17 protein-coding genes are annotated in these 23,321 nt (G+C 68.3%); 8 read left to right on the top strand and 9 right to left on the bottom strand.

Translation table 11 applies throughout. From position 1 onward, the window contains the following. Positions 1 to 18 precede the first annotated feature (18 nt). Positions 19 to 1,008, bottom strand: coding sequence for an ABC transporter permease (locus ABMA10_RS07690; protein ID WP_347870171.1), 990 nt, complete (start codon positions 1,006 to 1,008; stop codon positions 19 to 21). A gap of 52 nt (positions 1,009 to 1,060) precedes the next feature. Next, a complete protein-coding gene (locus ABMA10_RS07685; RefSeq protein WP_347870170.1) occupies positions 1,061 to 2,770 on the bottom strand; it encodes an ABC transporter substrate-binding protein in 1,710 nt (569 codons plus the stop codon). Positions 2,771 to 2,936: 166 nt separating this feature from the next. On the opposite strand from ABMA10_RS07685, the gene ABMA10_RS07680 reads away from it, so the two are divergent. Further along, on the top strand, positions 2,937 to 5,171 hold the full coding sequence (locus ABMA10_RS07680; RefSeq protein ID WP_347870169.1) for an alpha-galactosidase: 2,235 nt from the start codon (positions 2,937 to 2,939) through the stop codon (positions 5,169 to 5,171). Positions 5,172 to 5,342: 171 nt separating this feature from the next. Then, positions 5,343 to 6,611 carry a DUF222 domain-containing protein gene (locus ABMA10_RS07675; protein WP_431031399.1) on the top strand — a complete coding sequence of 423 codons (1,269 nt, stop codon included), beginning with the start codon at positions 5,343 to 5,345 and terminating at the stop codon, positions 6,609 to 6,611. 161 nt (positions 6,612 to 6,772) lie between these two features. On the opposite strand, the gene ABMA10_RS07670 is transcribed toward ABMA10_RS07675, so the two are convergent. Next, on the bottom strand, positions 6,773 to 9,292 hold the full coding sequence (locus ABMA10_RS07670; RefSeq protein WP_347867054.1) for a glycoside hydrolase family 2 protein: 2,520 nt from the start codon (positions 9,290 to 9,292) through the stop codon (positions 6,773 to 6,775). 139 nt (positions 9,293 to 9,431) lie between these two features. Between ABMA10_RS07670 and ABMA10_RS07665 the strand changes: the two genes are divergently transcribed. Further along, positions 9,432 to 10,589, top strand: a complete 1,158-nt coding sequence (locus ABMA10_RS07665) for an ROK family transcriptional regulator (protein ID WP_347867055.1) — start codon at positions 9,432 to 9,434, stop codon at positions 10,587 to 10,589. Positions 10,590 to 10,592: 3 nt separating this feature from the next. Here ABMA10_RS07665 and mmuM read toward each other — a convergent pair whose 3' ends face one another. Further along, complete coding sequence (gene mmuM / locus ABMA10_RS07660) at positions 10,593 to 11,489, bottom strand: homocysteine S-methyltransferase (RefSeq protein WP_347867056.1); 897 nt, start codon at positions 11,487 to 11,489, stop codon at positions 10,593 to 10,595. Positions 11,490 to 11,556: 67 nt separating this feature from the next. On the opposite strand from mmuM, the gene ABMA10_RS07655 reads away from it, so the two are divergent. After that, positions 11,557 to 12,435, top strand: a complete 879-nt coding sequence (locus tag ABMA10_RS07655) for an IclR family transcriptional regulator (RefSeq protein WP_347867057.1) — start codon at positions 11,557 to 11,559, stop codon at positions 12,433 to 12,435. On the opposite strand, the gene ABMA10_RS07650 is transcribed toward ABMA10_RS07655, so the two are convergent. Genes ABMA10_RS07650 through ABMA10_RS07640 form a run of 3 tightly spaced genes read right to left on the bottom strand, consistent with a single transcriptional unit; the run spans position 12,424 to position 15,908 of the window. Then, complete coding sequence (locus ABMA10_RS07650) at positions 12,424 to 13,182, bottom strand: IclR family transcriptional regulator domain-containing protein (protein ID WP_347867058.1); 759 nt, start codon at positions 13,180 to 13,182, stop codon at positions 12,424 to 12,426. The two genes, ABMA10_RS07655 and ABMA10_RS07650, sit on opposite strands and share 12 nt — an antisense overlap. A gap of 36 nt (positions 13,183 to 13,218) precedes the next feature. Continuing rightward, positions 13,219 to 14,388 carry an alanine racemase gene (alr, locus tag ABMA10_RS07645; protein ID WP_347867059.1) on the bottom strand — a complete coding sequence of 390 codons (1,170 nt, stop codon included), beginning with the start codon at positions 14,386 to 14,388 and terminating at the stop codon, positions 13,219 to 13,221. Continuing rightward, a complete protein-coding gene (locus ABMA10_RS07640; protein WP_414693608.1) occupies positions 14,385 to 15,908 on the bottom strand; it encodes an amino acid permease in 1,524 nt (507 codons plus the stop codon). Before ABMA10_RS07640 ends, alr begins: the two co-directional genes overlap by 4 nt. A 273-nt stretch (positions 15,909 to 16,181) precedes the next feature. On the opposite strand from ABMA10_RS07640, the gene ABMA10_RS07635 reads away from it, so the two are divergent. After that, positions 16,182 to 17,237, top strand: a complete 1,056-nt coding sequence (locus tag ABMA10_RS07635) for a homoserine dehydrogenase (protein ID WP_347867060.1) — start codon at positions 16,182 to 16,184, stop codon at positions 17,235 to 17,237. After that, positions 17,234 to 18,649 (top strand): aldehyde dehydrogenase family protein, encoded by a 1,416-nt coding sequence (locus ABMA10_RS07630; protein WP_431031398.1) that lies wholly within the window; start codon positions 17,234 to 17,236, stop codon positions 18,647 to 18,649. Before ABMA10_RS07635 ends, ABMA10_RS07630 begins: the two co-directional genes overlap by 4 nt. A gap of 30 nt (positions 18,650 to 18,679) precedes the next feature. Here ABMA10_RS07630 and ABMA10_RS07625 read toward each other — a convergent pair whose 3' ends face one another. Continuing rightward, positions 18,680 to 19,123: an Lrp/AsnC family transcriptional regulator gene (locus ABMA10_RS07625; RefSeq protein ID WP_347867062.1), complete on the bottom strand. Its 444-nt coding sequence runs from the start codon at positions 19,121 to 19,123 to the stop codon at positions 18,680 to 18,682. 116 nt (positions 19,124 to 19,239) lie between these two features. Here ABMA10_RS07625 and ABMA10_RS07620 point away from each other — a divergent pair, with 116 nt between their 5' ends. Then, the gene (locus ABMA10_RS07620; RefSeq protein ID WP_431031397.1) at positions 19,240 to 20,463 is read left to right on the top strand and encodes a trans-sulfuration enzyme family protein; all 1,224 of its coding nucleotides are present in this window, start codon (positions 19,240 to 19,242) and stop codon (positions 20,461 to 20,463) included. 362 nt (positions 20,464 to 20,825) lie between these two features. Continuing rightward, a complete protein-coding gene (locus ABMA10_RS07615) occupies positions 20,826 to 22,295 on the top strand; it encodes an MFS transporter (RefSeq protein WP_431031396.1) in 1,470 nt (489 codons plus the stop codon). Positions 22,296 to 22,351: 56 nt separating this feature from the next. Here ABMA10_RS07615 and ABMA10_RS07610 read toward each other — a convergent pair whose 3' ends face one another. After that, positions 22,352 to 23,314, bottom strand: coding sequence for a squalene cyclase (locus ABMA10_RS07610; RefSeq protein WP_347867065.1), 963 nt, complete (start codon positions 23,312 to 23,314; stop codon positions 22,352 to 22,354). Positions 23,315 to 23,321: the final 7 nt, after the last annotated feature.

The following is a 23,321-nucleotide window of genomic DNA, read 5'->3' as shown; positions in this document are numbered from 1 at the left end:
TCGTGCCTGCCCGGCCCATCAGGCGTTCACCCGGGTGCGGGGGTCGATGATCCCGTAGAAGAGGTCGACGATGAGGTTCGCACCGAGGACGGCGAGCGTGATGTAGAGGAAGATGCCCTGCATCAGCGCGTAGTCGTTGTTCGTCACCGCGGAGAGCAGCTTCGAGCCGATGCCCGGGTAGGAGAACACCTGCTCGGTGACGATCGACCCCGAGACCACGAACCCCAAGGCGATCGCGAACCCGGCGACCGACGGCAGGACCGCGTTCCGCGCCGCGTAGTTCCGGAGGATCCGACCCTGGCTGAGGCCCTTCGCCTGGGCGGTGAGGATGTAGTCCTCGGAGAGCGTCGAGACCATCATGTTGCGCATGCCGAGGAGCCAGCCACCGAGCGAGGCGATCACGATCGTCAACGCCGGGAGGAAGCCGTACTGGATGGCCGAGGAGATGAACTCCCATGAGAGGCCCGGATCGAGGATCACGTCGTAGCCGCCCTGCGAGGGGAACAGCTTCAGAGTCGTCGCGAAGATGTAGACGAGGATGAGCGCGAGCCAGAAGTACGGCACGGCGGCGAGCAGCGTCGTCGCCGGCACGAGCGAGTCCAGCCAGGTGCCCGGCTTCCAGCCGACGATCGCACCGAGGGAGACGCCGATGATCGTCGCCAGGATGGTGGCGATGCCGATGAGCGCGATCGTCCACGGCATCGAGGTGCTGATGACCTCCGTCACGGGCGTCGGGAAGTAGCTGACCGACACCCCGAGGTCACCGCGGAACACGTTGACGAGGTAGTTCCAGTACTGCAGTGGCAGCGGTTCCGAGGAATTGCCACCGAGAAGGAGCTCGTAGGCCTTGCGTGTGTCGGGGGTGACGATGCCACCCCGCTGCTGCAGTTTGGCCAGCAGGATGTCGACGGGGTTCCCCGGCAACAACCTCGGGATCAGGAAGTTGATGGTCAACGCCGCCCACAGGGCGATGGCGTAGAACCCCAGCTTGCGGACGAAGTAGTTCACGACGTCCCTCCCCTACGCAGACCGGTTCGCTCCTTCTCGGTGACGGTCATCGCTACTTCCCCGTCGGCTTCAGCGACTTGAAGATCTCCGCGTTGTCGGGAGACGCCCAGATCGCGGGGAACGCGTACAGGTCGTCGAGGGTCGGCCAGCCGGTGAACTTCTCACTGTGGAACTCGCTCGTCGTACCACCCGTCATGATCGGGATGTACGGCATGTCGGCGACGATCTTCGCCTGGATGATGTCGAACTGCGCCTGGCGTGCAGCGGTGTCGGTGGGGTTCGTGGACTTCAGCACTGCGAGCGCCGCGTCGACCTCCGGGTCGCTGAAGCGGGCCACGTTCTGCGGAGCCACCTCGCCGACCGCAGCGGTGAACGCCGTGTTGAAGTACTTGTCGTAGAGGTAGAACGGGTCGGACGCCGCACCCTGACCGAGCGAGTCGATCGCGAGCTGGTAGTTGCCCTTGCCCTTCTTGTCCGTCCACTCGTTCCATGAGGATTGCGAGACCTTCAGGTCGATGCCGACGGCCTTCAGCTGCTGGGCCATCGTGTCGATCGCGGTGATGTAGTCGGTCCAGCCGGTGACGACCTCGACGGTCAGCGACAGCTTCTCGCCGTCCTTCGCGTAGACGCCGTCGGAGTCCTTCGCCCATCCGGCACCCTCGAGGAGCGCTGAGGCCTTGGCCTCGTCGGGGGTGCTCGGGGCGATCGGCTCGGCGACGGCCGGCGAGATGAGGTCCTTCTGGGTGGTCGTCAGCGCGAAGGTCGGCGACATCTCGCTCGCGGTGTTCTGGAACGCGAGGGAGTTCACCTGGTCACGGTTGAGCGCGTAGTAGATCGCCTGGCGGACGGCCGGGTCCGTCTGCGGTCCGACGCAGCCGAGCGCCGCGCTGGAGCAGGTGAGCAACGCCATCTGGTTCTGCGGGATCGTGATCGCGTCGTAGCCGGGGTAGGTGGTCGAGACGTTCTCGAGGTCCGGGACCGGGCCGGTCTGCCAGTCGATCGACCCCGCGGCCAGTGCGTCCGCGCCTGCCGTGTTGCCGGAGAGCGACAGGTAGCGGACGGCCTTCACCGCGGGTTCGCCATCCCAGTAGTCGGGGTTCGAGACGAGCGTGAACGCCTGCGCCTTGAAGTTGCCGAGCGTGTACGGGCCGGTTCCGACGGGCTTCTCCATGACGTTGGTCGTCGGGTCGACGTCCTTCCAGATGTGCTCGGGGACGATCGGCGTGCGGCCGAGCAGCGTCGGGCCGCTCACGAAGGCCGCGTAGTCCCAGGTGAAGACGATGTGCGTGTCATCGGTCGCTTCGACGGCGCCGTCGAAGCCGCCGTTGTTGATCGACGGGGTGTCGAGCAGCTGGTTGAAGGTGAATGCGACGTCCTTCGCGGAGAAGGCCTCGCCGTCCGACCACTTCACGTCGTCACGCAGGGTGACGGAGAGCTGCGTGCCGTCGTCGCTCCAGGAGTACTCGGTGCCGAGCAACGGCTTGTACGCCTCGGTGTTGACGTTGGTGACGAAGAAGAGCGACTCGTAGATCGTGCCGATGCCGCCGATGCTGGACGGCGAGTAGGGGTTGAAGTTGATCTGGTAGTCGCCGGACTGGCCGGTGTAGGCGACGAGGGTGTCGGCCGCGGAGGCGGACGATCCACTGGAACCGCTCGATGGCGAGCAGCCGGAGAGCAGGAGTGCTGTTGCGGCGGCGGCCGCTGCGGCGCCCACCGCCCAGGTGCGACGGCGGGGCCGGGAGCCCGTGGTGCTGAGGAACATCGTTGATCCTTTCCCAGAGCGCGGACCGCTGTGGACAGTCGACGCCGACTTCGTGAATGGGGGTGGATTTTTCCACCCGACGGCCCCATTGTTACTTAGGTAAATTATGTGCGTCAAGCACATCGAAGGAACTCGTTCCGATCTGATCCCGTTTCGAAAGGGCCCCATGACCGACCTCGTGGACACGCAGCTCCGCGGCGACGACGCCGCAGCCCGCCTCCCAACAACACCGCTCATCCACCTCAGCCGGGACGGTGTCTCGCTCGTGATCGAGACCGCCGCCGAAGCGTCGACCGAGCCGCCGGACACCGTGCTGCCGACCGTCCTGCACTGGGGCGCTGACCTCGGGCCGGTCGATGCCGACGGTCTGCGCGACCTCGCCGCGGCGCTCAGCCGACAGACCCGACCTGGGACGCTCGACGCCGCCTGGCAGGTGTCGATCCTCCCCGCCGAAGGCGACATGTGGGCCGGCCGTCCCGGCCTCTCACTCCGGCGCGACGGCGTCCCGATCCACCTGCGCTGGTCGAGTGTCCGGTGCACCCCCTCGGCTGACGCATCAGCGCTGTCGGTCGTCGCCGAAGACGCGTCGAACGGACTCAGACTCACCTCGGTCATCGCCATCGAGGCCGGCGGCCTCGTCACCGTCGTCCACACAGTCGAGCGGACCGACACCGGCCGAGGCGATGCAGGCGGCGAGGTCTCCGTCGACTGGTTGGAGGCCACACTCCCGACGCCGAAGGCCGTCGACCACCTGACGACGTTCGCCGGGCGGTGGACCCGGGAGAAGGTGCCGAGCACCACGCTCATGCCGCGTGGTTCGACGGCTCGGCAGACCCGTCGAGGGCGCGGTGGCCACGATGCCCCGATGGCCTACATCGCATCGATCGACGCACCCCGCGATCGCGCCGGTGAGCTCTGGGCCGTGCACCTCGGATGGAGCGCAGACTGCACGTACCGCAACGATCGGCTGCCCGACTCCGTCGACCTGATCGGCGCTGGAGAATTGCTCCGGGCCGGCGAGATCACCCTCATGCCCGGTGAGGCATATACGACCCCGACAGCGTACTTCGCCTGGTCCAACAGGGGGCTCGACGGGCTCTCGGAGCGCTTCCACCGCTTCGAACGGGCGCGACCGCAGCACCCGCGGACTCCTCGTCCCCTCGTGCTGAACACCTGGGAGGCGGTGTACTTCAACCACGACCCAGCGTTCCTGCACGAGCTCGCCGCGCTCGCGGCACAGGTCGGCGTCGAGCGGTTCGTGCTCGACGACGGTTGGTTCCTCGGCCGACGCGACGACACGCGAGGACTCGGCGACTGGACCGTCGACCGGACGGTCTGGCCCGACGGCCTCGCCCCACTGGCCGATCGGGTGCATGGACTCGGAATGCAGTTCGGGCTCTGGTTCGAACCGGAGATGGTCAACCTCGACTCCGAGCTCGCTCGCCGCCATCCCGACTGGCTGCTGCACGCGCCGGGCCACGTTCCGACGCCGGACCACCTGTCCTGGCGGAGCCAGCACGTCCTCGACATCGCCCGAGCGGACACCTACACGTACATCCTCGGCAGGCTGGACGCCCTGGTGTCCGAGATCGGCATCGACTTCATCAAATGGGACCACAACCGCGACCTCATCGAATCGCTGCACGACGGCCGGCCGGGCACACATCTGCAGACACGGGCCCTGTACCGCTTGATGGCCGAACTGAAGGGCAGACACCCCGGCCTCGAGATCGAGTCGTGCTCCTCCGGCGGCGCCCGGAGCGACCTCGGGATCCTCGCCGTCGCCGACCGGGTGTGGGCGAGCGACTCGAACGACCCGGTCGAGCGGCAGGACATCCAGCGCTGGACGCAGCTTCTGCTCGCACCCGAAGTCGTCGGCGGACACGTCGGGCCGACCACGGCGCACTCATCGGGTCGGACCACCGCGCTGTCGTACCGCCTGGCGACGAGTCTCATGGGATCGGCGGGCTTCGAGTGGAACATCGCGGAGTGCACACCCGATGAGCGCGCCGTCATCACACGCTGGGCCGCGCTCTACAAGGAGCTGCGGCACGTGATCCACACGGGGACCGCGGTGCACGCGGACGTGCACGATCCGGCGCTGCGCGTCGTCGGGGCAGTCGCACAGGACCGCTCGGAGGCCGTCTTCACGATCGCGAGTGTGGCGACGCTCGAGGACTCGCTGCCGGAGCGCGTCCGACTCCACGGTCTCGACCCGGACGCCACCTACCGCGTACGCGTCCGTGATGAGATCGGTGCGTCTCGGCACGGCTTCGCCACGCCCGGCTGGATCTCGGCAGGCGAGGTGGTCCTCCCGGCGAGCGTCCTCGACACGATCGGCCTGCAGATCCCGCCGCTGTGGCCGGCACAGGCACTCGTGCTCCACGTGACGCGCGCCTGACCCTGGCCCCTGAGCCTGTCGAAGGGCACCTCGACCCCTGCCGGAGGATCCCTTCGCCGAGCGTGTCGAGGTGCTCACGTTCAATTGCCGCGTCCATGCCGTTCGTCGAGCTTGTCGAGGTGCCCACGGGTGAGCATCTTGAATGTCAGTGGTCCATGATGGACTGGTGTCATGACCGAGCAGCTCTTCCTCCCGCATCCGAGCGAGGTGTTCGCTGCGGAGTTGGCGGGGTTCTCGGACGAGTTCGTCGTGATCGCGCGGGAGCGGGCGGCATTGGATGCTCGGGAGGCCCGGTTGTTGGCGCGGTCGGCGGCGTTCGCGGACGCGATGGCCGACACGGTCGCGGTGCATGGGCGGACGTCGTCGGAGCGGCAGGCGTTGGTGCGGCGTTCGACGTGCGCGACGCTCGCGATGGCGGTCCGGATGTCGGAGCAGACGGTGCAGCGTGCGACAGGCGACGCGGAACGCCTCGTGAATGAGGCCCCGCAGGTGTTGGTGGCGCTTGAGCAGGGGCGGATCTCGGTGCGGCATGCGCACGCGATCACGGATCAGTTGCGTGAGGTCCCGGCGCCCGGCCGGGCCGTGTTCCTGAGCACAGTGTTGCCCGTCGCGGAACGCTCAACCGCGGCGCGGGTGAAGCAGCATGCCCGGGTGCTGCGTGAGCGCTTGCACCCGGAATCTATCACCGTGCGTGCTCTGCGGTCGGAGCAGGATCGTCGGGTGGAGATCGAAGCGGCGCCGGACGGCATGGCGTGGGTGCACCTGTTCACCACCGCACCGGTTGCGCATGGCATCGCGGAACGACTCGACGCACTCGTGGCCGAGGCACGTTCGGGCGGCGATGCCCGCAGTTGTGCGCAGTTGCGGGCGGATGCGCTCGCGTCCCTGGCCATCAGCGGTGTCACCCCAGCAGAGCAGACCCCCACGGCGGTGCTCCCGCATCCGGTGGAAGTGTCGGAGCGCATTCGTGCGACGGTGCAGATCACGGTGCCGGCGCTGTCGATCCTGGGTGTCACCGACGCCCCGGCGACTCTTGACGGGTATGGGCCGATCGACCCGGCCACTGCAGCACGGCTCGCGGTCAGCGCACCGTCGATGACCCGGGTGCTCACCCACCCGGAAACTGGTGCGGTGCTGTCCGTCGGGCGGGAGCAGTATCGGGTGCCGGCGGATCTGCAACGCGCGGTGCGCTTGCGAGACGCCACCTGTCGGGCACCGGGCTGTGGGCGCCGGGCCCGAGCGTGTGACCTCGACCACTCGATCGCGTGGGAGCACGGCGGGACAACAGCTGTCGGGAACCTTGCGTGTCTGTGTCGACATCACCACCGGATGAAACACCTCCCCGGCTGGAGACTTGACCACCACGGTAGCGGTGTCCTGGACTGGACCACACCCGACGGCAAACACCACCGCACCACACCAGAACCCGCCCCCTTCTGAACCACCCCCGGACCGACCCCGCTCACCGAGCTTGTCGAGGGGCCGCACGGGAGGCTGCCCGGGCGCCCTTCGACAGGCTCAGGGAACGGAGCGCGAACACGAGCGGACCGACCCGACCTCGCCCGCCGACCCGACCCCGCTCCCCGAGCTTGTCGAGGGGCTCAGCGCCCGGCGTGGAGGCCGTTCGCGTGGCGGAGGACGTCGCTGGCGAGGAAGGCCGACGGATCGAGGCCCGGCCGCGCGCGCACCAGGAACGTCGCACGCTCGCCCGCGAGCAGCGTCACGAGACCCCGGTCGACGCTCGCCGCGTCGTCGACCCGGTCGACCAGCAGCGTGATGTCCCGCACGTACGCCGTCGCTGTCACTCTCACGCGGTACGTCGTCGGTTCGTCGTCCGTCGCCTCGGCAACGGCGGTGAGCGGCTGCGGGTCGAGTGCCTGCTCGACGACCTCCGTGGGGTCGTGGATCGCGGTCGCGAAGCCGGCGAGTGTGGCGGTGAGGATCTCGCGAGCCGCGTCGACGACGGCGGCGACGCCCACCGGCACGATGATGGTCGTCCCGCCCCGCGGCTCGATCAATGCCTGCACGGCGGCGGTGGCGAGCACCGTGCCGTCGAACGTCGTCCGCCGAAACAGCACCTCTCCGGACCAGGCCTCGGCCGTGTCGTTGAGCACGACGAGCGCCAATCCCTCCGGCCGCGGCTGGAACGTCGCGAGGCGGGGCTCGTACACCGCCCGCAGGGCGAACCACAGGGGCTTCCGATGCTCGGCGAAGTCGACGGCGGCCCACGAGACGACCGGCCAACTGTCGTTCAACTGCCACACGATCACGCCCGTGTTGCGCGGAACGAGCGAACGGAAGTGCTCGATTCCGAAGCGGATCGCCGCGGCCTGGTTCAGCTGCGTCGACCAGTGCCACTCCTCGATCGTCCGCGGCTCCGGCAGGTGCCCGAACATCCCGCGCTCGAGCTTGAGGTTGCCTTCGTCCGCCTTCTGGTGCACGAGCATCTGGTGACCATAGGCGTCGAGCGGTTCATCGTGGACGGCACCGACGAGTGTCGACCAGGCTGGCGGACCCTGGAAGCCGAACTCCGAGGCGAAGCGTGGCTCATGCCTGCGGTACTCGCTGTAGTCGAGGCTGTTCCACACATCCCAGATGTGCATCGTGCCGTTCGCCGGGTCGTTCGGATGCAGGTACTCGGTGAAGGAGTACGGGCTGGCCGGCGAGTAGCAGCGGCTCGGATCGAGCTCTGCCACGAGCGCCGGGAAGAGTTCGCGGTAGTACCCGTTGCCCCAGGTTCGCCCGGCGAGATCCTGCCGCCAGCCCCACTCGACGAACCCCCAGATGTTCTCGTTGTTGCCGTTCCAGATGACGAGGGAGGGGTGGGGACTGAGCCGCGTGATCGCCTCGCGCGCCTCGGCTTCGACCTCGACGCTGAGCCAGTCCTCCTCCGCGTAGGCGGCGCAGGCGAACAGGAAGTCCTGCCAGACGAGGATGCCCGCCTCGTCGCAGGCGTCGTAGAAGTCGTCCGATTCGTAGATGCCGCCGCCCCAGACGCGCAGCAGGTTCATGTTCGCGTCCACCGCATCCCGGACGCGGCGGCGATATCGGTCTCGGTCGACCTCGGTCACGAATGCGTGGTCCGGGATCCAGTTCGCTCCGCGGATCTGGATGAGCTCACCGTTGACGACGACGTCGAACGGTGCTCCCACGGCGTCCGGCTCGCTGTTCACCGTCACGGTCCGGAACCCGATGCGGGAGCGCCACGGCTCGGGCGTCACCTCCTCGCTCTGCAGCACGACCTCGATGTCGTAGAGCGGTTGCTCGCCGTGTCCGGTCGGCCACCACAGCTGCACCTGCGGGACGGACAGCGCGACGCGCACCTCGCCGATGCCCGGCTCCAGCGAGACGGTCTGTGCGACCTCGCCGACGGTCACCCGAGCGTGTACGGGAGCCACTGCCGCAGCGCCCGCCCATTCGACCGCGATCCGGGCGTCGAGCAGCCCGTCGTAGCCGCTCCGGCCGTCGGGGCTTCCGGTGCTGTCGGCGCTTCCTGCGCCGTCGGCCGACGCCCTGAGGTCGACGAGCGGCCGCACGGAGTCGATGCGCGCACCCGACCAGCTCTCGATGCCGATCGACTTCCAGATGCCACTGGTCGCGACGTCGATGCCCCAGTCCCAGCCGAAGTTGAATGCGGCCTTCCGCAGCGAGTTGTAGGGGTGGTGGTTCACGTGCGGTCGCGGCCCATGCTGCTCGGAACGGGCTTCCGCCTCGTCGACCGGAGCGGCGAAAGTGATCACCAGCGCGTTCCGGCCGACCCGGAGGAGCGGGGCGATGTCGAACCGGTAGCTGCGGTGCTGGTTCTCGGTGCGGGCGACGAGTGATCCGTTCAGCTCGATGGTCGCGACCGTGTCGAGTCCGAGAGCGACGAGGTCGTGTCGGTCCGAGCCGTCGTCCCGCCAGTCGAAGGTGGTCTCGTAGCGCCAGACCGTGTTGCCGATCCACTGCTGCGTCGCCTCGTTGTCCCCGTCGAACGGTTCGGCGATGAGGCCGGCGGCGAGGAGGTCGAGGTGTGCACAGCCCGGCACGGTCGCCGCGACCACCTGCCCGACGATCGAGTCCGGGATCGGGCCTGCCACCGCGGTGAGGGTCCAGTCGGAGTGCAGTGGGGTGAGTGCCATGAGCGTCCTTGCGTCGAGTGGCGAACGGGCGACGGCCCTGCGGTCGTCTGCTACTTTATTACCTAAGTTTACAAAGTCCGTCAAGTGCGGCCAGAGCGATAGGCTCCCGATGTCGACAGCGTTGAGAAAGCGAGGCCCCGTGTACGACACGCGCGTCATCGCGACAGGCTCCCAGGCCTGGCCGTACCTCGCCGACGCCGAACGCGGCGCCCTGCGTGAACTCCTCATCCACGGCCCGCTCCCCCGCGCCGAGATCGCCCGGCGCCTGAACGTCTCCCGCGCGAGCCTGACCCGCGCGACCCGGGTCCTCATGGAGCACTCCATGATCGCGGAGGGCGAGGTCGCGCTCCGCGCCGCGATGGGCAGGCCGAGCGAGTTGCTCGTCGTCCGCCGCGACGCGCACCACTTCCTCGGCATCAAGCTCACCGGCGACGCGGTCTTCGCCGTGGTGACGGACCTCGGCGCGCAGATCGTCGCCTCGGTCGAGGAACCGCTCGTGTCCCGCTCCGTCGCGGACACCGTCGACCAGATCGTCGCGATCCACGCTCGGTTCTCGGAGCAGTACGACGACATCCACGCCGCAGGAGTCTGTCTCGCGGGTGATCTCGCACGAATCGACGGGCGCCAGATCGTCGTCGTCTCGTTCTTCCTGCAGTGGCACGACGTCCCGCTCGCCGACCTCCTGAGCGAGCGACTGGGCATCCCAGTGACGGCCGACAACGACGTGCGTGCGCTGACTGCGGCGGAGCACTGGTTCGGCGCCGGAGCTGGTTGCGACTCCCTCGCCGTGGTGACGGTCGGCGCCGGCATCGGTTCAGGACTCGTCGTGGACGGCGTCGTCGTCACCGGCCACAACGGTCGCGCGGGCCGCCTCGACCACCTCATCGTCGACTCGAACGGCCCCTCCTGCGGCCTCGGCCATCACGGTTGTGCAAGCGCCTACCTGCCGAGCGACTCGATCCTGGACGCGATCGGGCGGCCGGGTCTCGACTACACCGGCGCCGTGGAGCTGGCCCGGTCAGGAGACGCCGGAGCCCAGCGCGCCTTCGACGACGCCGGGCGAGCACTCGGCGTCATCATCGGGACGATCCTCAACGGTCTCGACCCGGAAAAGATCGTCCTCACGGGCGAAGGGCTCGCCGTCGTGGAGCTCTCCCGGGAGAGCATCGACCGCTCCATCGAGACCGTCCGGATGCCGAGCGAGCAGCCCGTCCCACTCGACGTCCAACCGTTCGAATTCACCGAATGGGCGCGCGCCGGGGCGGTCGTCGCGATCCGCTCCGTGCTGCATTTCTGAGGATCACGCAGCGTCGACGGCGTATCGGATGATGGCTGTGTCCGCCGGCGTGACCCGACAGCATCCGCCGACGAGCGTCGCCCCGGCCTCAAGCCACGCGTCCACTGCACTCGTCCCGGAGGTTCCGCGCCACACGCGAGCCGCGGCATCCCAGACCTCACCGGAGTTCGGATAGACGACGATCGCACGATCGGTCACCGCACGAGCGGCGGCGATCGCCGGCAGCACCTCCCGCGGGTGCGAGCAGTTGATGCCGACGGCCTGGAACTCGTCAGCGTCGTTCACCAGCCGGAAGCCGTCCTCCATCGGTTCCCCCGACCGCAGACGACCGGAGTCGACGGTGAACGACAACCACGCCGGAACACCGGAGCCGCGGACCAGGTCGACCAGGGCGGTCGCTTCATCGAACGTCGGGATGGTCTCCAGCGCCAGGAGGTCGGGGGCAGCGTCGACCAGCACGGAGAGGCGTCGCTCGTGCCAGCGTCGGAGTTCGGCAGGGCTGAGACCCGACGAGCCGTGGTACTCCGACCCGTCGCCGAGGGTCGCTCCGTACGGACCGATCGAGGCTGCGACGAGCCGTGTGTCGGTGAGGCGATCAGCGGTCCCCGCCGGCGCCCCGCTCGCGGCCCTGACCAGATCGATGCTCGACCTCAGCATCCGCTCCGTCTCGGACGAGGGGATTCCGATCCGCTGGAACGCCTCGAACCCCACCTGATACGAGGCACTGATGGCGATCTGCGCACCGGCCGCGAAGAACTCCTCGTGGGCGGCTTGGATCGCGCCAGGGTCGCTGACGAGCAGACGCGCGCTCCACAGCGCATCCGACAGGTCGTGTCCACGCGCTTCGAGCAGGGTTCCCAGCCCACCGTCGAGCGTCCAGACGTCGCGTGTGAGATCCATGCCCCCATTGTCCCTTGCGCCAGGCACGCACCTGGAGCAGTGCCGGAGCGGACGATAGTGTCTCCGTATGTCGACTGCGGATGACGGTGGTGACGGCCTCAGCAGCATGGGCCGTGGTTTCGAGGTGATCACGTGCCTCGCGACGCTCTCGGCGCAGGCCGACGGCCGGGTATCTGGTCCTGGTGCATCCGTCGGTGATGTCGCCCGTGCGCTCGGACGCGACCGTTCCCAGGTGTCACGCATCCTGGCCGCACTGGCGGACCAACAGCTGGTGGTTCGAGGCCCCGATCGCCGGTACTCGCTCACCTGGGGGTGGTACGCGGCCGCCCAGGAGCTGACCGAGCGACGACTCAGATCGATCGGCCTCGGTGTCCTCGAAGCGCTGTCCGCCGAGGTGGGCGAAGCCTGCTTCCTCGGAGTACTCCAGGGTGACAGCACGAGGACCATCGCCGAGAGCGTGCCAGCCGGGTCGGGACTGATCGGATCCTGGATCGACCGAAGCTACCCCGCGTTCTGCAGCGACGCCGGCCAGGCCGTCCTGTGGGACGCGGGGACCGATGAGATCCGCGACGTCTTCGCGCGGACGAGGTTCGAGAGTACCGGGCCGAACGCTCCACGCTCGGTGGACGAGTTCGTCGATCGACTCGAGGCGGCACGCCTGCGCGGCTACGCCGTCATCAGCGAGGAGGCCGAACCCGGACTGTTCGCGGTGGCCACGCCGGTCTTCGACTTCCGCGGCGAGGTCGTCGCTGGGCTGCAGGTCGTGGGGACCCGACAGGCGCTCGAAGCACGCACCCTCGACCTCGCAGCGGCCTGCATGGCCGCATCCACCGGGCTGTCCGCCGCGCTCGGCGCACCAGGCGTCACCGCGCGGTATCGTGCCGCTGCACCAACCCCCGCGACTCCGGGGCCGCGCTCAGGCGAGGCATCGCGCTCAGGCGGGTGAGGTCTCGGCCAACCCACTGAGACGCTCTGCGACCGCACGCAGTCGGCCGTCGGCGTGCCGACGAAGCTCCGAGTCCGCAGTGGACCCTGCCACGGAGACCGACGCGATCAGCGATCCACCGCGCCGGATCGGCAGCGCGTATTCGACCAACCCGGCGACGTATTCGTCGGCGGCACGGATCACTCCGACCGCCCGATCGCGACCGAGCAACCCTTCGAGCTCGACGACCGTTCTCGCGGCAGTCGGCCCGCCGACACCGATGAACTGCACCGTCTCGAGGAGGTCCTGGAGCTGGGCCGCGTCGTGATCCCAGAGCAGCGCTCGTCCTGCGCCTGTGCACCAGATCGGCGTGACCATGCCGGGACGCATCGAAGCGTCGACAGCGTTCGTCCCCGACTCGAACCTGAGCAGGAGCGCCCGAGGACCATCGGCCACGCTCACCGCCGCCGTGACCCCCAGACTCGTCGCCAACGCTCGGAGCTCACGTCGAGCCGCCTGCAGCCACGGCACGTCCAGCGCTCGTGCAGGACCGAAGTAGGCGGGTCCGGCGGTCAGCTCAGCGGTGTCGTCGCGCTGCAGGTAGTCGATGCTCCGCAGCTCCTGGGTCAGCCGGGAAACGCGGCTGCGTTCGATCCCCGTGACGTCCGCCAGCCGCGCGGCGTTGTGGCCGATCCGGCCCGACCGCTCCCGATCGACCGCGGCCCGCAGCAATGCCAGGCCCTGGGAGAGGGACGAGGGTGCGCTCATGGACGACTCCCTTCAAGCCCGGCGTCTCCGGCACCGTCAGCCTACTGTCGAGGCCAGCACAGGTGCCGCGACGCGCTCACGTCCGCGCCCGCCGTCATCTCTCACGGTCCGCGGGACGAGTCGGCCCCATGCGGTGTAGAGGTCTGCGGCGATCTGGCCGCTCACCCGCTCGATCTCCTGCGAGGAGATGCGCTCATCGCCCTGGTCCCCGTAGAGGACCACTTCGTCTCCGAGTCGGACCTCCGGGAGGTGGGTGACATCGACGAGGCACGTGTTCATGGCCAGGAGGTCGACCACTGGCGCCCGCCGTCCGCAGATGAGGACCTCTGCCTGTCCGCCGAGGACCCGGTGGTATCCGTCGGCGTACCCGACCGGGACGACCGCGAGGGTGGATGCGCTGGTCATCCGATGACGCCGGTCGTACCCGGCCGTGTTCCCTGCCGGGTACCGGTTGATCGCGGCGACCCGCGAAAGGAGCCGCATCGCCGGCCGCAGCGTCCCGTCGAGCAGATCCGTGTCGCCGTAGAGCGCAGCACCGATCCGCACGAGGTCGAAGTGGCTCCGTGTGTCGCTGAGGGCGACGTGGGTCGTCGCGCAGTGCCGTTGGATCGGGCCGACCCCACCGAGCACGTCGACGGCGATCCGCGACTGCTGCGCGAACGCGGCGATCCCGCGCTCGACGTCGAGCGGGTCGTCGCAGGGGAAGTGCGAGCAGACACCCACGGTGCGCAGACCGTCGAGTCCGGCGATCCCGCGGAGCTCGGCGACGGCCTCCCCTCCGCCCCAGTCGATGCCGTCGCGGCTCAGCCCGGTGGAGTTGATCGAGACGTGGACGAGGATGGCCCGCCGGCGCTCACGGGCGATTCGATCGACCAGCCGAGCGTGGCCGAGCCCGCCGACCCACTCCTCGATCGCCGCGGAGACGCCGTCCTCGATCTCGTCCGCGAGGGCCGGACGAAGACGCATGATGCGCCCGGTATAGCCCTGAGCTCGAGCCGCGTGCGCTTCGGCGTTCGAGGTGATGGCGATGCAGGTGAGCAGATCGTCGCGGATCGCGGGGAGGACGAGGTCGATGCCGTGCCCGTAGGCGTCGGCCTTCACCACTGCACACAGCTCGGTGGAAGGCGCCAGCTGCTGCCGCACGAGGCCCAGGTTGTGTGCGATCGCAGCCGCGTCGATCTCGATCCAGGCTGGCGCCGCGGTCACCGCCCTGAGACCGTTGCGGATCGCGGATCACGCGGATCGGTCTCGTCGACAGGCGCCTCCTCCGAGGACGGCGGCGTGTGCGGCGCTGCACCGCGACGCCCGTAGCGCCACCAGAAGAACACATAGCACGCGATCACGAACGGGACACCGAAGTACAGCGCAGCGATCTGGTTCGGGTCGAACGCGATGGCGACGACCGACGCGAGCAGGAGCACGAACGCGAGGATCGGGACGAAGGGGTACCAGGGGGTCCTGTAGGCCAAGGTCCTGATGTCGCCGCCCGCCCGCACGAAGGCACGACGGTGGAAGAACTGCGATGCGACGATCGACATCCAGACCGCGACGACGGCGAACCCGGCGACCGACACCAGCGCCAGATACACCGTCTCCGCGGCGATGACACTCGACAGCAGCGACACGAGACCGATGAGCATGCTCACGCTCAGCGCGACGATCGGGATGCCGCGTCGGGTCAGCCGCATGAACGCGCGAGGGGCGTGACCCTCCTCGGCGAGCGAGAAGAGCATGCGCGCACAGGAGAACAGGCCGCTGTTGCCCGCGGAGAGGAGCGCGGTGATGATGACGAAGTTCATGATGTCGGCGGCGTACGGAACACCGACGTACTGGAACACGTCCACGAACGGGCTCGTGGTCAGGCCGGCCTGGTCGTAGGGCAGGATCGCGGCGATCACGGCGATCGAGCCGACGAACAGGATGAGGAGACGGATGACGGTCGAACGGAGGGCCTTCGGGATGTTCTTCGCGGGGTCCTTCGTCTCCCCCGCGGCGACACCGATGAGTTCCGACCCGCTGAACGCGTAGAAGACCGCAAGCGAGGTCACGAGCACGCCGCTCACCCCTCCTGGGAAGAGCCCGTCCGGGGTGGTGAAGTTGCTGAACAGGACTGCGCCGGGGTGCTCGCTGGAGAGCGGCGTGAAGCCGAAGATCGCCGCAGCGCCGAGGACGATCAGCGCGATGATCGCGACCACCTTGATGATCGAGAACCAGAACTCCGTCTCGCCGAAGACGCGCGCCGAGATCGCGTTCATGAGGAACAGGATGCCGGCGAAGACGAGGCACCAGATCCAGACCTGGACGTCGGGGAACCAGCGTTGCATCAGGATGCCGGCCGCGGTGAACTCCGAGCCGAGGGCGACGACCCAGCAGAGCCAGTACAACCACGCGGTCGTGAAGCCGGTCGCCGGATTGATCGAGCGCGAGGCGTAGATGTGGAAGGCGCCGGACACGGGGTAGGCGATGGCGAGTTCGCCCAGGCAGGTCATGACGAGGTAGACGACGAGCGCACCGACCAGGTAGGCGATGATCGCTCCGAGGGGGCCGGCCTGACTGATCGTATAGCCGGAGCTCAGGAACAGGCCGGAGCCGATGACGCCGCCGAGGGCGATCATCACGAGGTGGCGGGCGTCCATCGAGCGTTGCAGCTTGCGCAGCGGCACCTGGGTCGACGTGGTGTGCGGGAGGACGTTTGGCAGATCGGTCTGCTCGGAGGAACGGCGCATGGGGGTCTCGCATTCTTGCTCAGGATGAGATGACGATGATCGTGCGTGATAACCACTCCGATGTGTGTATCGGGCACGTTGCTGATTCCGGAGAGTACTCGGGCCACACCGACAGCACAAGCGACAATCGCGCACATCCACGACAGGAGCGTCGAACCGCCGCATCGACATCACGACGGACGGAATGCCCAACTCGACGGACGATCCGGCAGACGACGACGGCAGTACCAGCGCCGCAAGCTGTTCGCAATCCACTCACCACCGAGGAGCCCCATGAACCACTACGACCTGGCCCTGATCGGATTCGGCGGCGTCAATCGCGCGCTCGCCGAGATCATCGCGGACCGCGCGGACACCCTGGCCGACGAGCTCGGCTTCACCCTGCGCGTCGTCGCCATCACCGACCTCCGCCTCGGATCGCTCATGCAGGCCGACGGCATCGACATCGCCGCTGTCCTGTCCATGACCGACGACAGCACTTTCGCCGACTGGGACGGCGGGTACGCGAGCCTGCACAACGACTACGTGATCCGCAACACGACAGCGGACATCGTGGTCGAAGCCACATTCACGAACCCGGTCGATGGCGAGCCGGCGATCTCACACGTCCGGGCCGCGCTCGAGTCGGGGAAGCACGTCACCACGACGAACAAGGGCCCCGTCGCGCTGGCCGGCGCCGGACTGGTCGAGCTGGCGGGCGCGAACGGAGTCCGCTTCGAGTTCGAGGGCTCGGTGATGAGCGGCACGCCGGTCCTGCGCCTGGCGAAGGAGACCATGCGCGGACTGCGCATCACCGGCGTGCAGGGAGTGCTCAACGGCACGAGCAACTTCGTGCTCGGCCGGATGGAGGCCGGGTCGAGCCTCGCCGCAGCGGTCGCCGAAGCGCAGCAGCTCGGGTACGCGGAGGCGGACCCGACCGCGGACATCGAGGGCTGGGACGTGCAGCTCAAGGTCGCCATCCTGGCGAACGAGGTCCTCGACGGCGACATCACCACCGCTGACGTGCAGCGGACCGGCATCTCCGCCATCACCGCGAAGGACATCGAGACGGCGGCAGCGAACGGCGAACGCTGGAAGCTCGTCGGTTCGGCGAGCACTGACGAGACGGGGCGCATCACGGCGACCGTCGCTCCAATGGCCCTTCCCGCCGACCACCCGCTCGCGAGCGTCTCGGGGGCGACGAACGCTGTGGCCTTCGACACCGACCTCCTCGGCACCGTGACCGTGAGCGGCCCAGGCGCCGGTCGGATGGAGACCGCCTACGCCCTCCTCAGCGACATCATCGCGATCGACGCCGACGCACGTACCCGGACCGAGGTCGCACGGTGAGCGCCACGGTGATCTCACTGCCCCTGGCGGCCCCGCCGGCGCCCCCGCTCGTCGTCCGGAACCCCTACGACCAGTCCAGGATCGGCACCGTCGAGCAGAGCACCGCGAGCGACGTCGAGCGGATCATGGCACGCGCGCGCTCGGGGTTCAGCTCCTCCAGGGCGCTGTCCCGCTTCTCCCGACACGAGATCCTCGACCGCGCGTCGCGACTCCTGGACGAGCGCTCCGAACAGGCGGCCCGACTCATCGTCCGTGAAGCCGGCAAGACCATCGGCCAGGCACGGAAGGAGGTCCGCCGGGCGACGATGACCTTGTCGCTGTCCGCCGAGGCAGCACGTTCGACCCCGGGAGAGATGATCGCGTTCGACGCCTTCGAAGGCTCGGAGAACCGCCGCGGCTGGTTCACCCGCGAGCCGCTCGGGATCATCCTGGCGATCACGCCCTACAACGACGCGCTGAACCTCGTCGCGCACAAGATCGGCCCGGCGCTCGCCGCCGGCAACGCCGTCGTGCTGAAACCGTCCCAGTTGACGCCGCTCACGGCACGGTTCCTGATCGACTTGCTGATCGACGCCGGCCTGCCAGAGGAGATCGTCACCGTCGTGCACGGCGATCGTGATCTCGCCCGTGCGCTCGTCGAGGTGCGGGAGATCCGCATGGTGTCCTTCACGGGCGGGTTCACGACGGGCGAGGCGATCGCGCGCGCCGCCGGGGTGAAGCGGCTCGCGATGGAGCTCGGCGGGAACTCACCCGTGATCGTCTTCGCCGACGCGGACATCGACGCGGCGGTCGAGGCGTGCGTCTCTGGAGCGTTCTGGGCTGCCGGGCAGAACTGCGTCGGCACGCAGCGGATCCTCATCGAGCGGAACGCGTACGAGCGGTTCCGCGATCGTTTCGCGGCCCGGACGGCACTCCTCGTCGCCGGAGACCCGTTCGAGGAGTCGACGGACGTCGGGCCGATGATCAGTGCGGAGGCCGCCGAACGCGTCGAGGCACTCGTCGACGACGCCATCGCAGCCGGCGGGCGGGCACTCACCGGTCACCGCCGCGAGGGCTCCCTGTACTGGCCGACGGTCCTCGAGTCAGTCGCGCGTTCATGCGAGCCCTGGTCGGACGAGGCCTTCGCGCCGGTGGTCGTCCTGGCTCCGTTCGACACGGAGGACGAAGCCGTGGAGCAGGCGAACGAGACCGAGTACGCACTGCACACGGCGACGTTCACCGCGGACCTCGCGAGGGCCATGCGGGTCTCGGAGCGCCTCGAATGCGGTGGTGTGATGATCAACGACTCGTCGGACTACCGGATCGACAGCATGCCGTTCGGCGGGGCGAAGTACGGGAGCATGGGCCGCGAGGGCGTGCGGTTCGCCTACGAGGAGATGACGCAGCCGAAGGTGGTTTGCGTGAACGGTTGACCCTCGGAACCACGCCAGCGGCGATCAGGCTCAGTGCCGGTCGATCACCCGGGCGAGCGAGACGGAGGTGACCGTGTTGTCCACGCCGGGAAGCGCCGCGATCTGCTCCCAGATCTCACCGAGGCGCCCCATCGACGCGGCGGTGACGGTCACGATCAGGTCGAACTCGCCCGAGAGGATGTCGCAGCGGACGACCTCGGCGATCCGGGACAGCTCGGCGACGACGCCGGCCCCCCGCATGCGATCGGCGCGGTAGACCAGGACGATGGCCGTGACCGTGGTTCCGGTCGGCATCCCTCGGACGAGCGTGTACCCGGCGATCACCTGGTCGCGCTCCATGCGATCGATGCGCTGCTTCACCGCGTTCCTCGACAGGTGCACGCGTGCCGCCAGCGTCACGAGCGGCACGCGGGCGTCGCTCGTGAGTGCCGCAAGGATCTCGCGGTCGATCTCGTCCAGATGAACCCCAGCCATAGCGACCGCCTTGTGCATAAAAGACAATTGTAAATGCTTCTGATGCACGTTAGCGTAGGCCATCACCGTTGATGTGGGAACCGCCCGAACAGCATCGAACCGCGGAAGGACACCCGATGACCAATCGGCCCGACAGACACGACCCCAGAACCCTCTCCGAGTTGAGCCTCGCCGTCCACGGGGGCAACCAGCTCGACAGCACCAAAGCCCTGCGCACCCCACTCGTGATGGCGAACTCCTACGAACTCCCCGCCGACCCGAGCGACATCAGCTGGTCGGCCACCACCGGCGGGCTGTACACCCGGAACACCGGCGTGAACCAGTCTGCGCTGCAGGACAAACTCGCCGCACTCGACAACGGCGAGGACGCCGTCGCCCTTGCCAGCGGAGTCGCGGCTCTGCACGCGGTGTTCTTCACCCACGTGCGCGTCGGCGACCACGTCGTCGTCAGCGACGTCACGTACGAGGCCACCTGGCGTCTCTGGACCGAACTCCTGCCACGTCGATACGGCATCGAGGCAACCTTCGTCGACATCACCGACCACGCCGCCGTGCGAGCCGCGATGCGACCCGAGACCGCACTCGTCTGCATCGAGGCGATCGCGAACCCGACGAACAAGGTCGCCGACGTGGCGGCGATCGCCGCGATCGCGCACGCCGCCGGAGCCATCCTCATGGTGGACTCCACCTACACGCCGCCGCCCTTCTATCGGCCGCTCGACGACGGCGCGGACCTCGTCGTGCACTCGTTGACGAAGTACATCAACGGGCATGGCGATGCGATGGGTGGCGCGGTGATCGGCAGCCACGCGCTCATCGAGCCCATCAAGGCTGATGCGATGGTCGACGTCGGAGGCGTCATCTCGCCGTTCAACGCCTGGCAGATCCAGCGCGGTTCGGTCACTCTGCCGCTCCGCCTCCGACAGCACCTGGCCTCCGCGCAACGAATCGCGGAGTACCTCGATCAGGATCCCCGAGTCGCGTTCGTCGCCTATCCGGGTCTCCCGTCGCACCCGGACCACGCCCTCGCGACACGCCAGTTCGGTGGACGCGGGTTCGGCGCGATGATCGCCTTCGCGGTCGACGGCGATCCGGACATCCAGAACCGTTTCGTCGCGAACCTGGCCCTGATCACGTCCGGCTTCTCCCTCGGGCACGACGACTCCCTCATCGTCCACACGGGTGTCGAGGGCGGACGGGTCGCGAGCTATCCCGAGCAGTTCCGCACCCTCGGACACCTGCGGTTGTCGGTCGGCATCGAAGACACGGACGACCTCATCCGAGACCTCGCAGCAGCCCTCGACGAGACCTTCGGACCAATTCAGTCACAGACGGAATGAGCCCACGACCAGGACTCCAACACCCACTCATAACACATTTCACGCAGGACTGCTTGGGGGGTCGGCCCTCTGAACACCTGGTATCGTCTATCCCCGTCCCAAGCCGACGAGGTCCCGAACCATCAGGAACGGGCCGCCACCCGACGTGAAGCTCCCCCGAGCTCCGTGCCAGTGCAGCATGGCGAACCTCCGGTATTTCTCGGGCACTGAGCGATCACGCGAGTGCCGAATGATTCAACCCGACTGTCAGGAAACGAGTAGTACTTGTGAACTCCAGCGACAACATTGCGTCATCCTCCTCCCCCGCCTCACCCCGCACCAAGCCCGCCAAGAAGACGCAGCGCAAGACCAGAAGGCTCCGCGTGGACGACGTCCTGGTCGTCAAGCGCTCGAAGATCCGCACCGCGATCTCCGGAACCGTCGTCGGCAACTTCATGGAGTGGTTCGACTTCGGCATCTACGGCTACCTCGCCGTCACAATGACGGTCGTCTTCACGAAGGGGCTCCCGCCTGAGGCCGGTATCCTCGTGACCCTGTTCGGCTTCGCGGTGTCCTTCCTCGTGCGCCCGCTGGGAGGCGCGATCCTCGGCCCGCTCGGTGACAAGATCGGCCGCAAGAAGATCCTGTTCCTGACGATGTCGATGATGGCCGCAACCACCGCGCTCATCGGTGTGCTGCCGACAGCTGCGCAGATCGGGCTCTGGGCCATCGCCCCGCTGTACCTGCTCAAGATGATCCAGGGCTTCTCGACCGGTGGTGAGTACGCCGGCGCGGCGACCTACGTGGCCGAGTTCTCGCCGGACCGTCGCCGTGGCTTCTGGGCGTCCTGGCTTGACGTCGGCTCCTATGTCGGCTTCGCCGCGGGTGCCGGTACCGTCGCGATCACGACGCTCATCGTCGAGTCGCTCGCCGGCTCGGACGCCATGGTCGAGTTCGGCTGGCGCATCCCGTTCCTCATCGCGCTCCCCCTCGGTGCGGTCGCCGTGTGGTTCCGGCTGAAGATCCCGGAGACCCCGGCATACGAGGTCACCGAGAACGCCGGCGAGACCGCCTCGGTGAGCGACGACCCGATGGCCCGCCAGGGCATCATCGGCATCTTCCGTCACTACTGGCGCCAGGTCCTCATCGCGATGGCGATCGTCGCGGCGACCCAAACCGCTGGCTACGCCCTCACGAGTTATCTGCCGACCTATCTGGAGAAGGACGTGGGCGTCTCCAACCTCACCGCCGCCGTCTCGACCATCCCAGTGCTGCTCGTGATGTCCGCGTGCCTGCCCCTCGTCGGCCACCTCTCCGACAAGGTCGGCCGGAAACCCGTCTACCTGACGGCTGTCGTCGCCACTCTCGTCCTCATGGTGCCGGCATTCGCGGTGATGCAGATCGGTCAGGTCTGGTCGATCATGATCGCGCTCGTCATGATCGCGGGTCCGGTCGCGCTGTGGGCCGGTCCGTCCGCCGCATCGCTGCCCGCGTTCTTCCCCACCGCCTCGCGTTTCGGGGCCATGGCGATCGCGTTCAACCTGGCGGTGTCGCTCTTCGGCGGCACGACCCCGCTGTTCAGTGAGTTCCTCATCCAGCTCACCGGCAACACGTACATGCCGGCGTTCTACATCATGTTCTTCGCAGCGGTCGCCGGTGTCGCCGTGATCACGATGAAGGAATCCGCCCGTCGCCCGCTCCTCGGTTCCGTGCCGACGGTGGAGACGAAGGCCGAGGCTGTCAAGCTCGTCGAGGGGCAGGACGAGAACCCGCTGATCGACACGCGGACGATGCCGCTCGACATCCTGCCGGGCAAGCTCCCGGCGCCGGAGTCACCGACGCCGGTCGGCTAGCCTGCTCGACGACGTGCCCGGGACCGTTCGACGATCGTCGTGCGGTCCCGGGCATCTCAGCGTCCGGACCAGTCCAGCACGCGTGTGCCGATGAGCGTCAGCCACCGTGACGGCTCGCCCTCGGCTGCATCGACGTCGAACCAGACGCGGCCGGGCATGCGAGCGCCCTGCTGCCAGGTGCCGTCCGTTCGGCGGGCTGCGCGGACGAGCTCGATGGCATCCGCGAGACGCGGATCGGGAGGCGTCCCCTCGTGCAGCGAGGCGTCGCGGAAGTGGTCGAGCGCGGCGAGCGCACTGTAGCGGTGGCGGTTGGGGTAGACGAACTGCCCGACGAACGGGCCGACCGGTCGGCCCGTCGTCAGTCGATGCAGCAAGTGCCGTGACAGCAGGTACTCCTCCCCGCCGTGCCGCGCATCGCGGGTGCTCGTGTCGCCGGTGATCTGCTCGTAGGCGAGGAGGCCACGGACTGCGTTGAGCGTGGAGTGGAACGAGGACCGGACCGAATCACCCTCCTCGGCCTCGCAGTTCCAGCCGCCGTCCGCCAGACGGTGGGTGACGAACCAGTCGGCGAGCGCCGTCACGTCGACGCCGAGCCAGGCGCCGCTCGCGAGTGTGTAGGAGTTGATGCAGACGTCGACCTCGCCGCCCCAGTACGGCAGGTCCTCGTACTCCCAGCGACTGTTCGCGGCGAGGAGTTCTGCCGTCCCATCGAGCGTCGACGCGTCGACGCCCCACTCGCGCAGGTCCTTGAGCACCCAGGTCGTCGCGACCCAGGGTTGACCGGGCTCTTCCGCCTCAGCGCTGCCGAAGAAACCCGCCGGGAAGAAGGCACCGCCCGCCCACTGTCCGTCGGCGTCCTGACGCGCGAGGAGTGCCGCGCCGAACCCCTCGGTCGCGACCCGCGCACGCGTCGCCTCCCACACCTCGGCCGGCGCGCGGACGAGGTCGCGCTCGACCTGCCATCGGAGTGCCGGGTCGGACTCGAGCAACCAGTCGAGCAGGTTCGCGTCGATCGCCATGCCGGAA

The sequence above is a fragment of the Plantibacter sp. RU18 genome, assembly GCF_050613355.1.
Classification (GTDB): domain Bacteria; phylum Actinomycetota; class Actinomycetes; order Actinomycetales; family Microbacteriaceae; genus Plantibacter.
This window is presented reverse-complemented; position numbering and strand designations above follow the sequence as displayed.

Coding starts and splice junctions, on each gene's coding strand:
- mmuM (WP_347867056.1), bottom strand. CDS start 11,489: ATGGATCTCACACGCGACGTCTGGACGCTCGACGGTGGGCTGGGAACC.
- ABMA10_RS07650 (WP_347867058.1), bottom strand. CDS start 13,182: ATGAGCGCACCCTCGTCCCTCTCCCAGGGCCTGGCATTGCTGCGGGCC.
- ABMA10_RS07610 (WP_347867065.1), bottom strand. CDS start 23,314: ATGGCGATCGACGCGAACCTGCTCGACTGGTTGCTCGAGTCCGACCCG.
- ABMA10_RS07670 (WP_347867054.1), bottom strand. CDS start 9,292: ATGGCACTCACCCCACTGCACTCCGACTGGACCCTCACCGCGGTGGCA.
- ABMA10_RS07620 (WP_431031397.1), top strand. CDS start 19,240: ATGACCAATCGGCCCGACAGACACGACCCCAGAACCCTCTCCGAGTTG.
- ABMA10_RS07625 (WP_347867062.1), bottom strand. CDS start 19,123: ATGGCTGGGGTTCATCTGGACGAGATCGACCGCGAGATCCTTGCGGCA.
- ABMA10_RS07680 (WP_347870169.1), top strand. CDS start 2,937: ATGACCGACCTCGTGGACACGCAGCTCCGCGGCGACGACGCCGCAGCC.
- ABMA10_RS07640 (WP_414693608.1), bottom strand. CDS start 15,908: ATGCGCCGTTCCTCCGAGCAGACCGATCTGCCAAACGTCCTCCCGCAC.
- ABMA10_RS07685 (WP_347870170.1), bottom strand. CDS start 2,770: ATGTTCCTCAGCACCACGGGCTCCCGGCCCCGCCGTCGCACCTGGGCG.
- ABMA10_RS07635 (WP_347867060.1), top strand. CDS start 16,182: ATGAACCACTACGACCTGGCCCTGATCGGATTCGGCGGCGTCAATCGC.
- ABMA10_RS07675 (WP_431031399.1), top strand. CDS start 5,343: ATGACCGAGCAGCTCTTCCTCCCGCATCCGAGCGAGGTGTTCGCTGCG.
- ABMA10_RS07655 (WP_347867057.1), top strand. CDS start 11,557: ATGTCGACTGCGGATGACGGTGGTGACGGCCTCAGCAGCATGGGCCGT.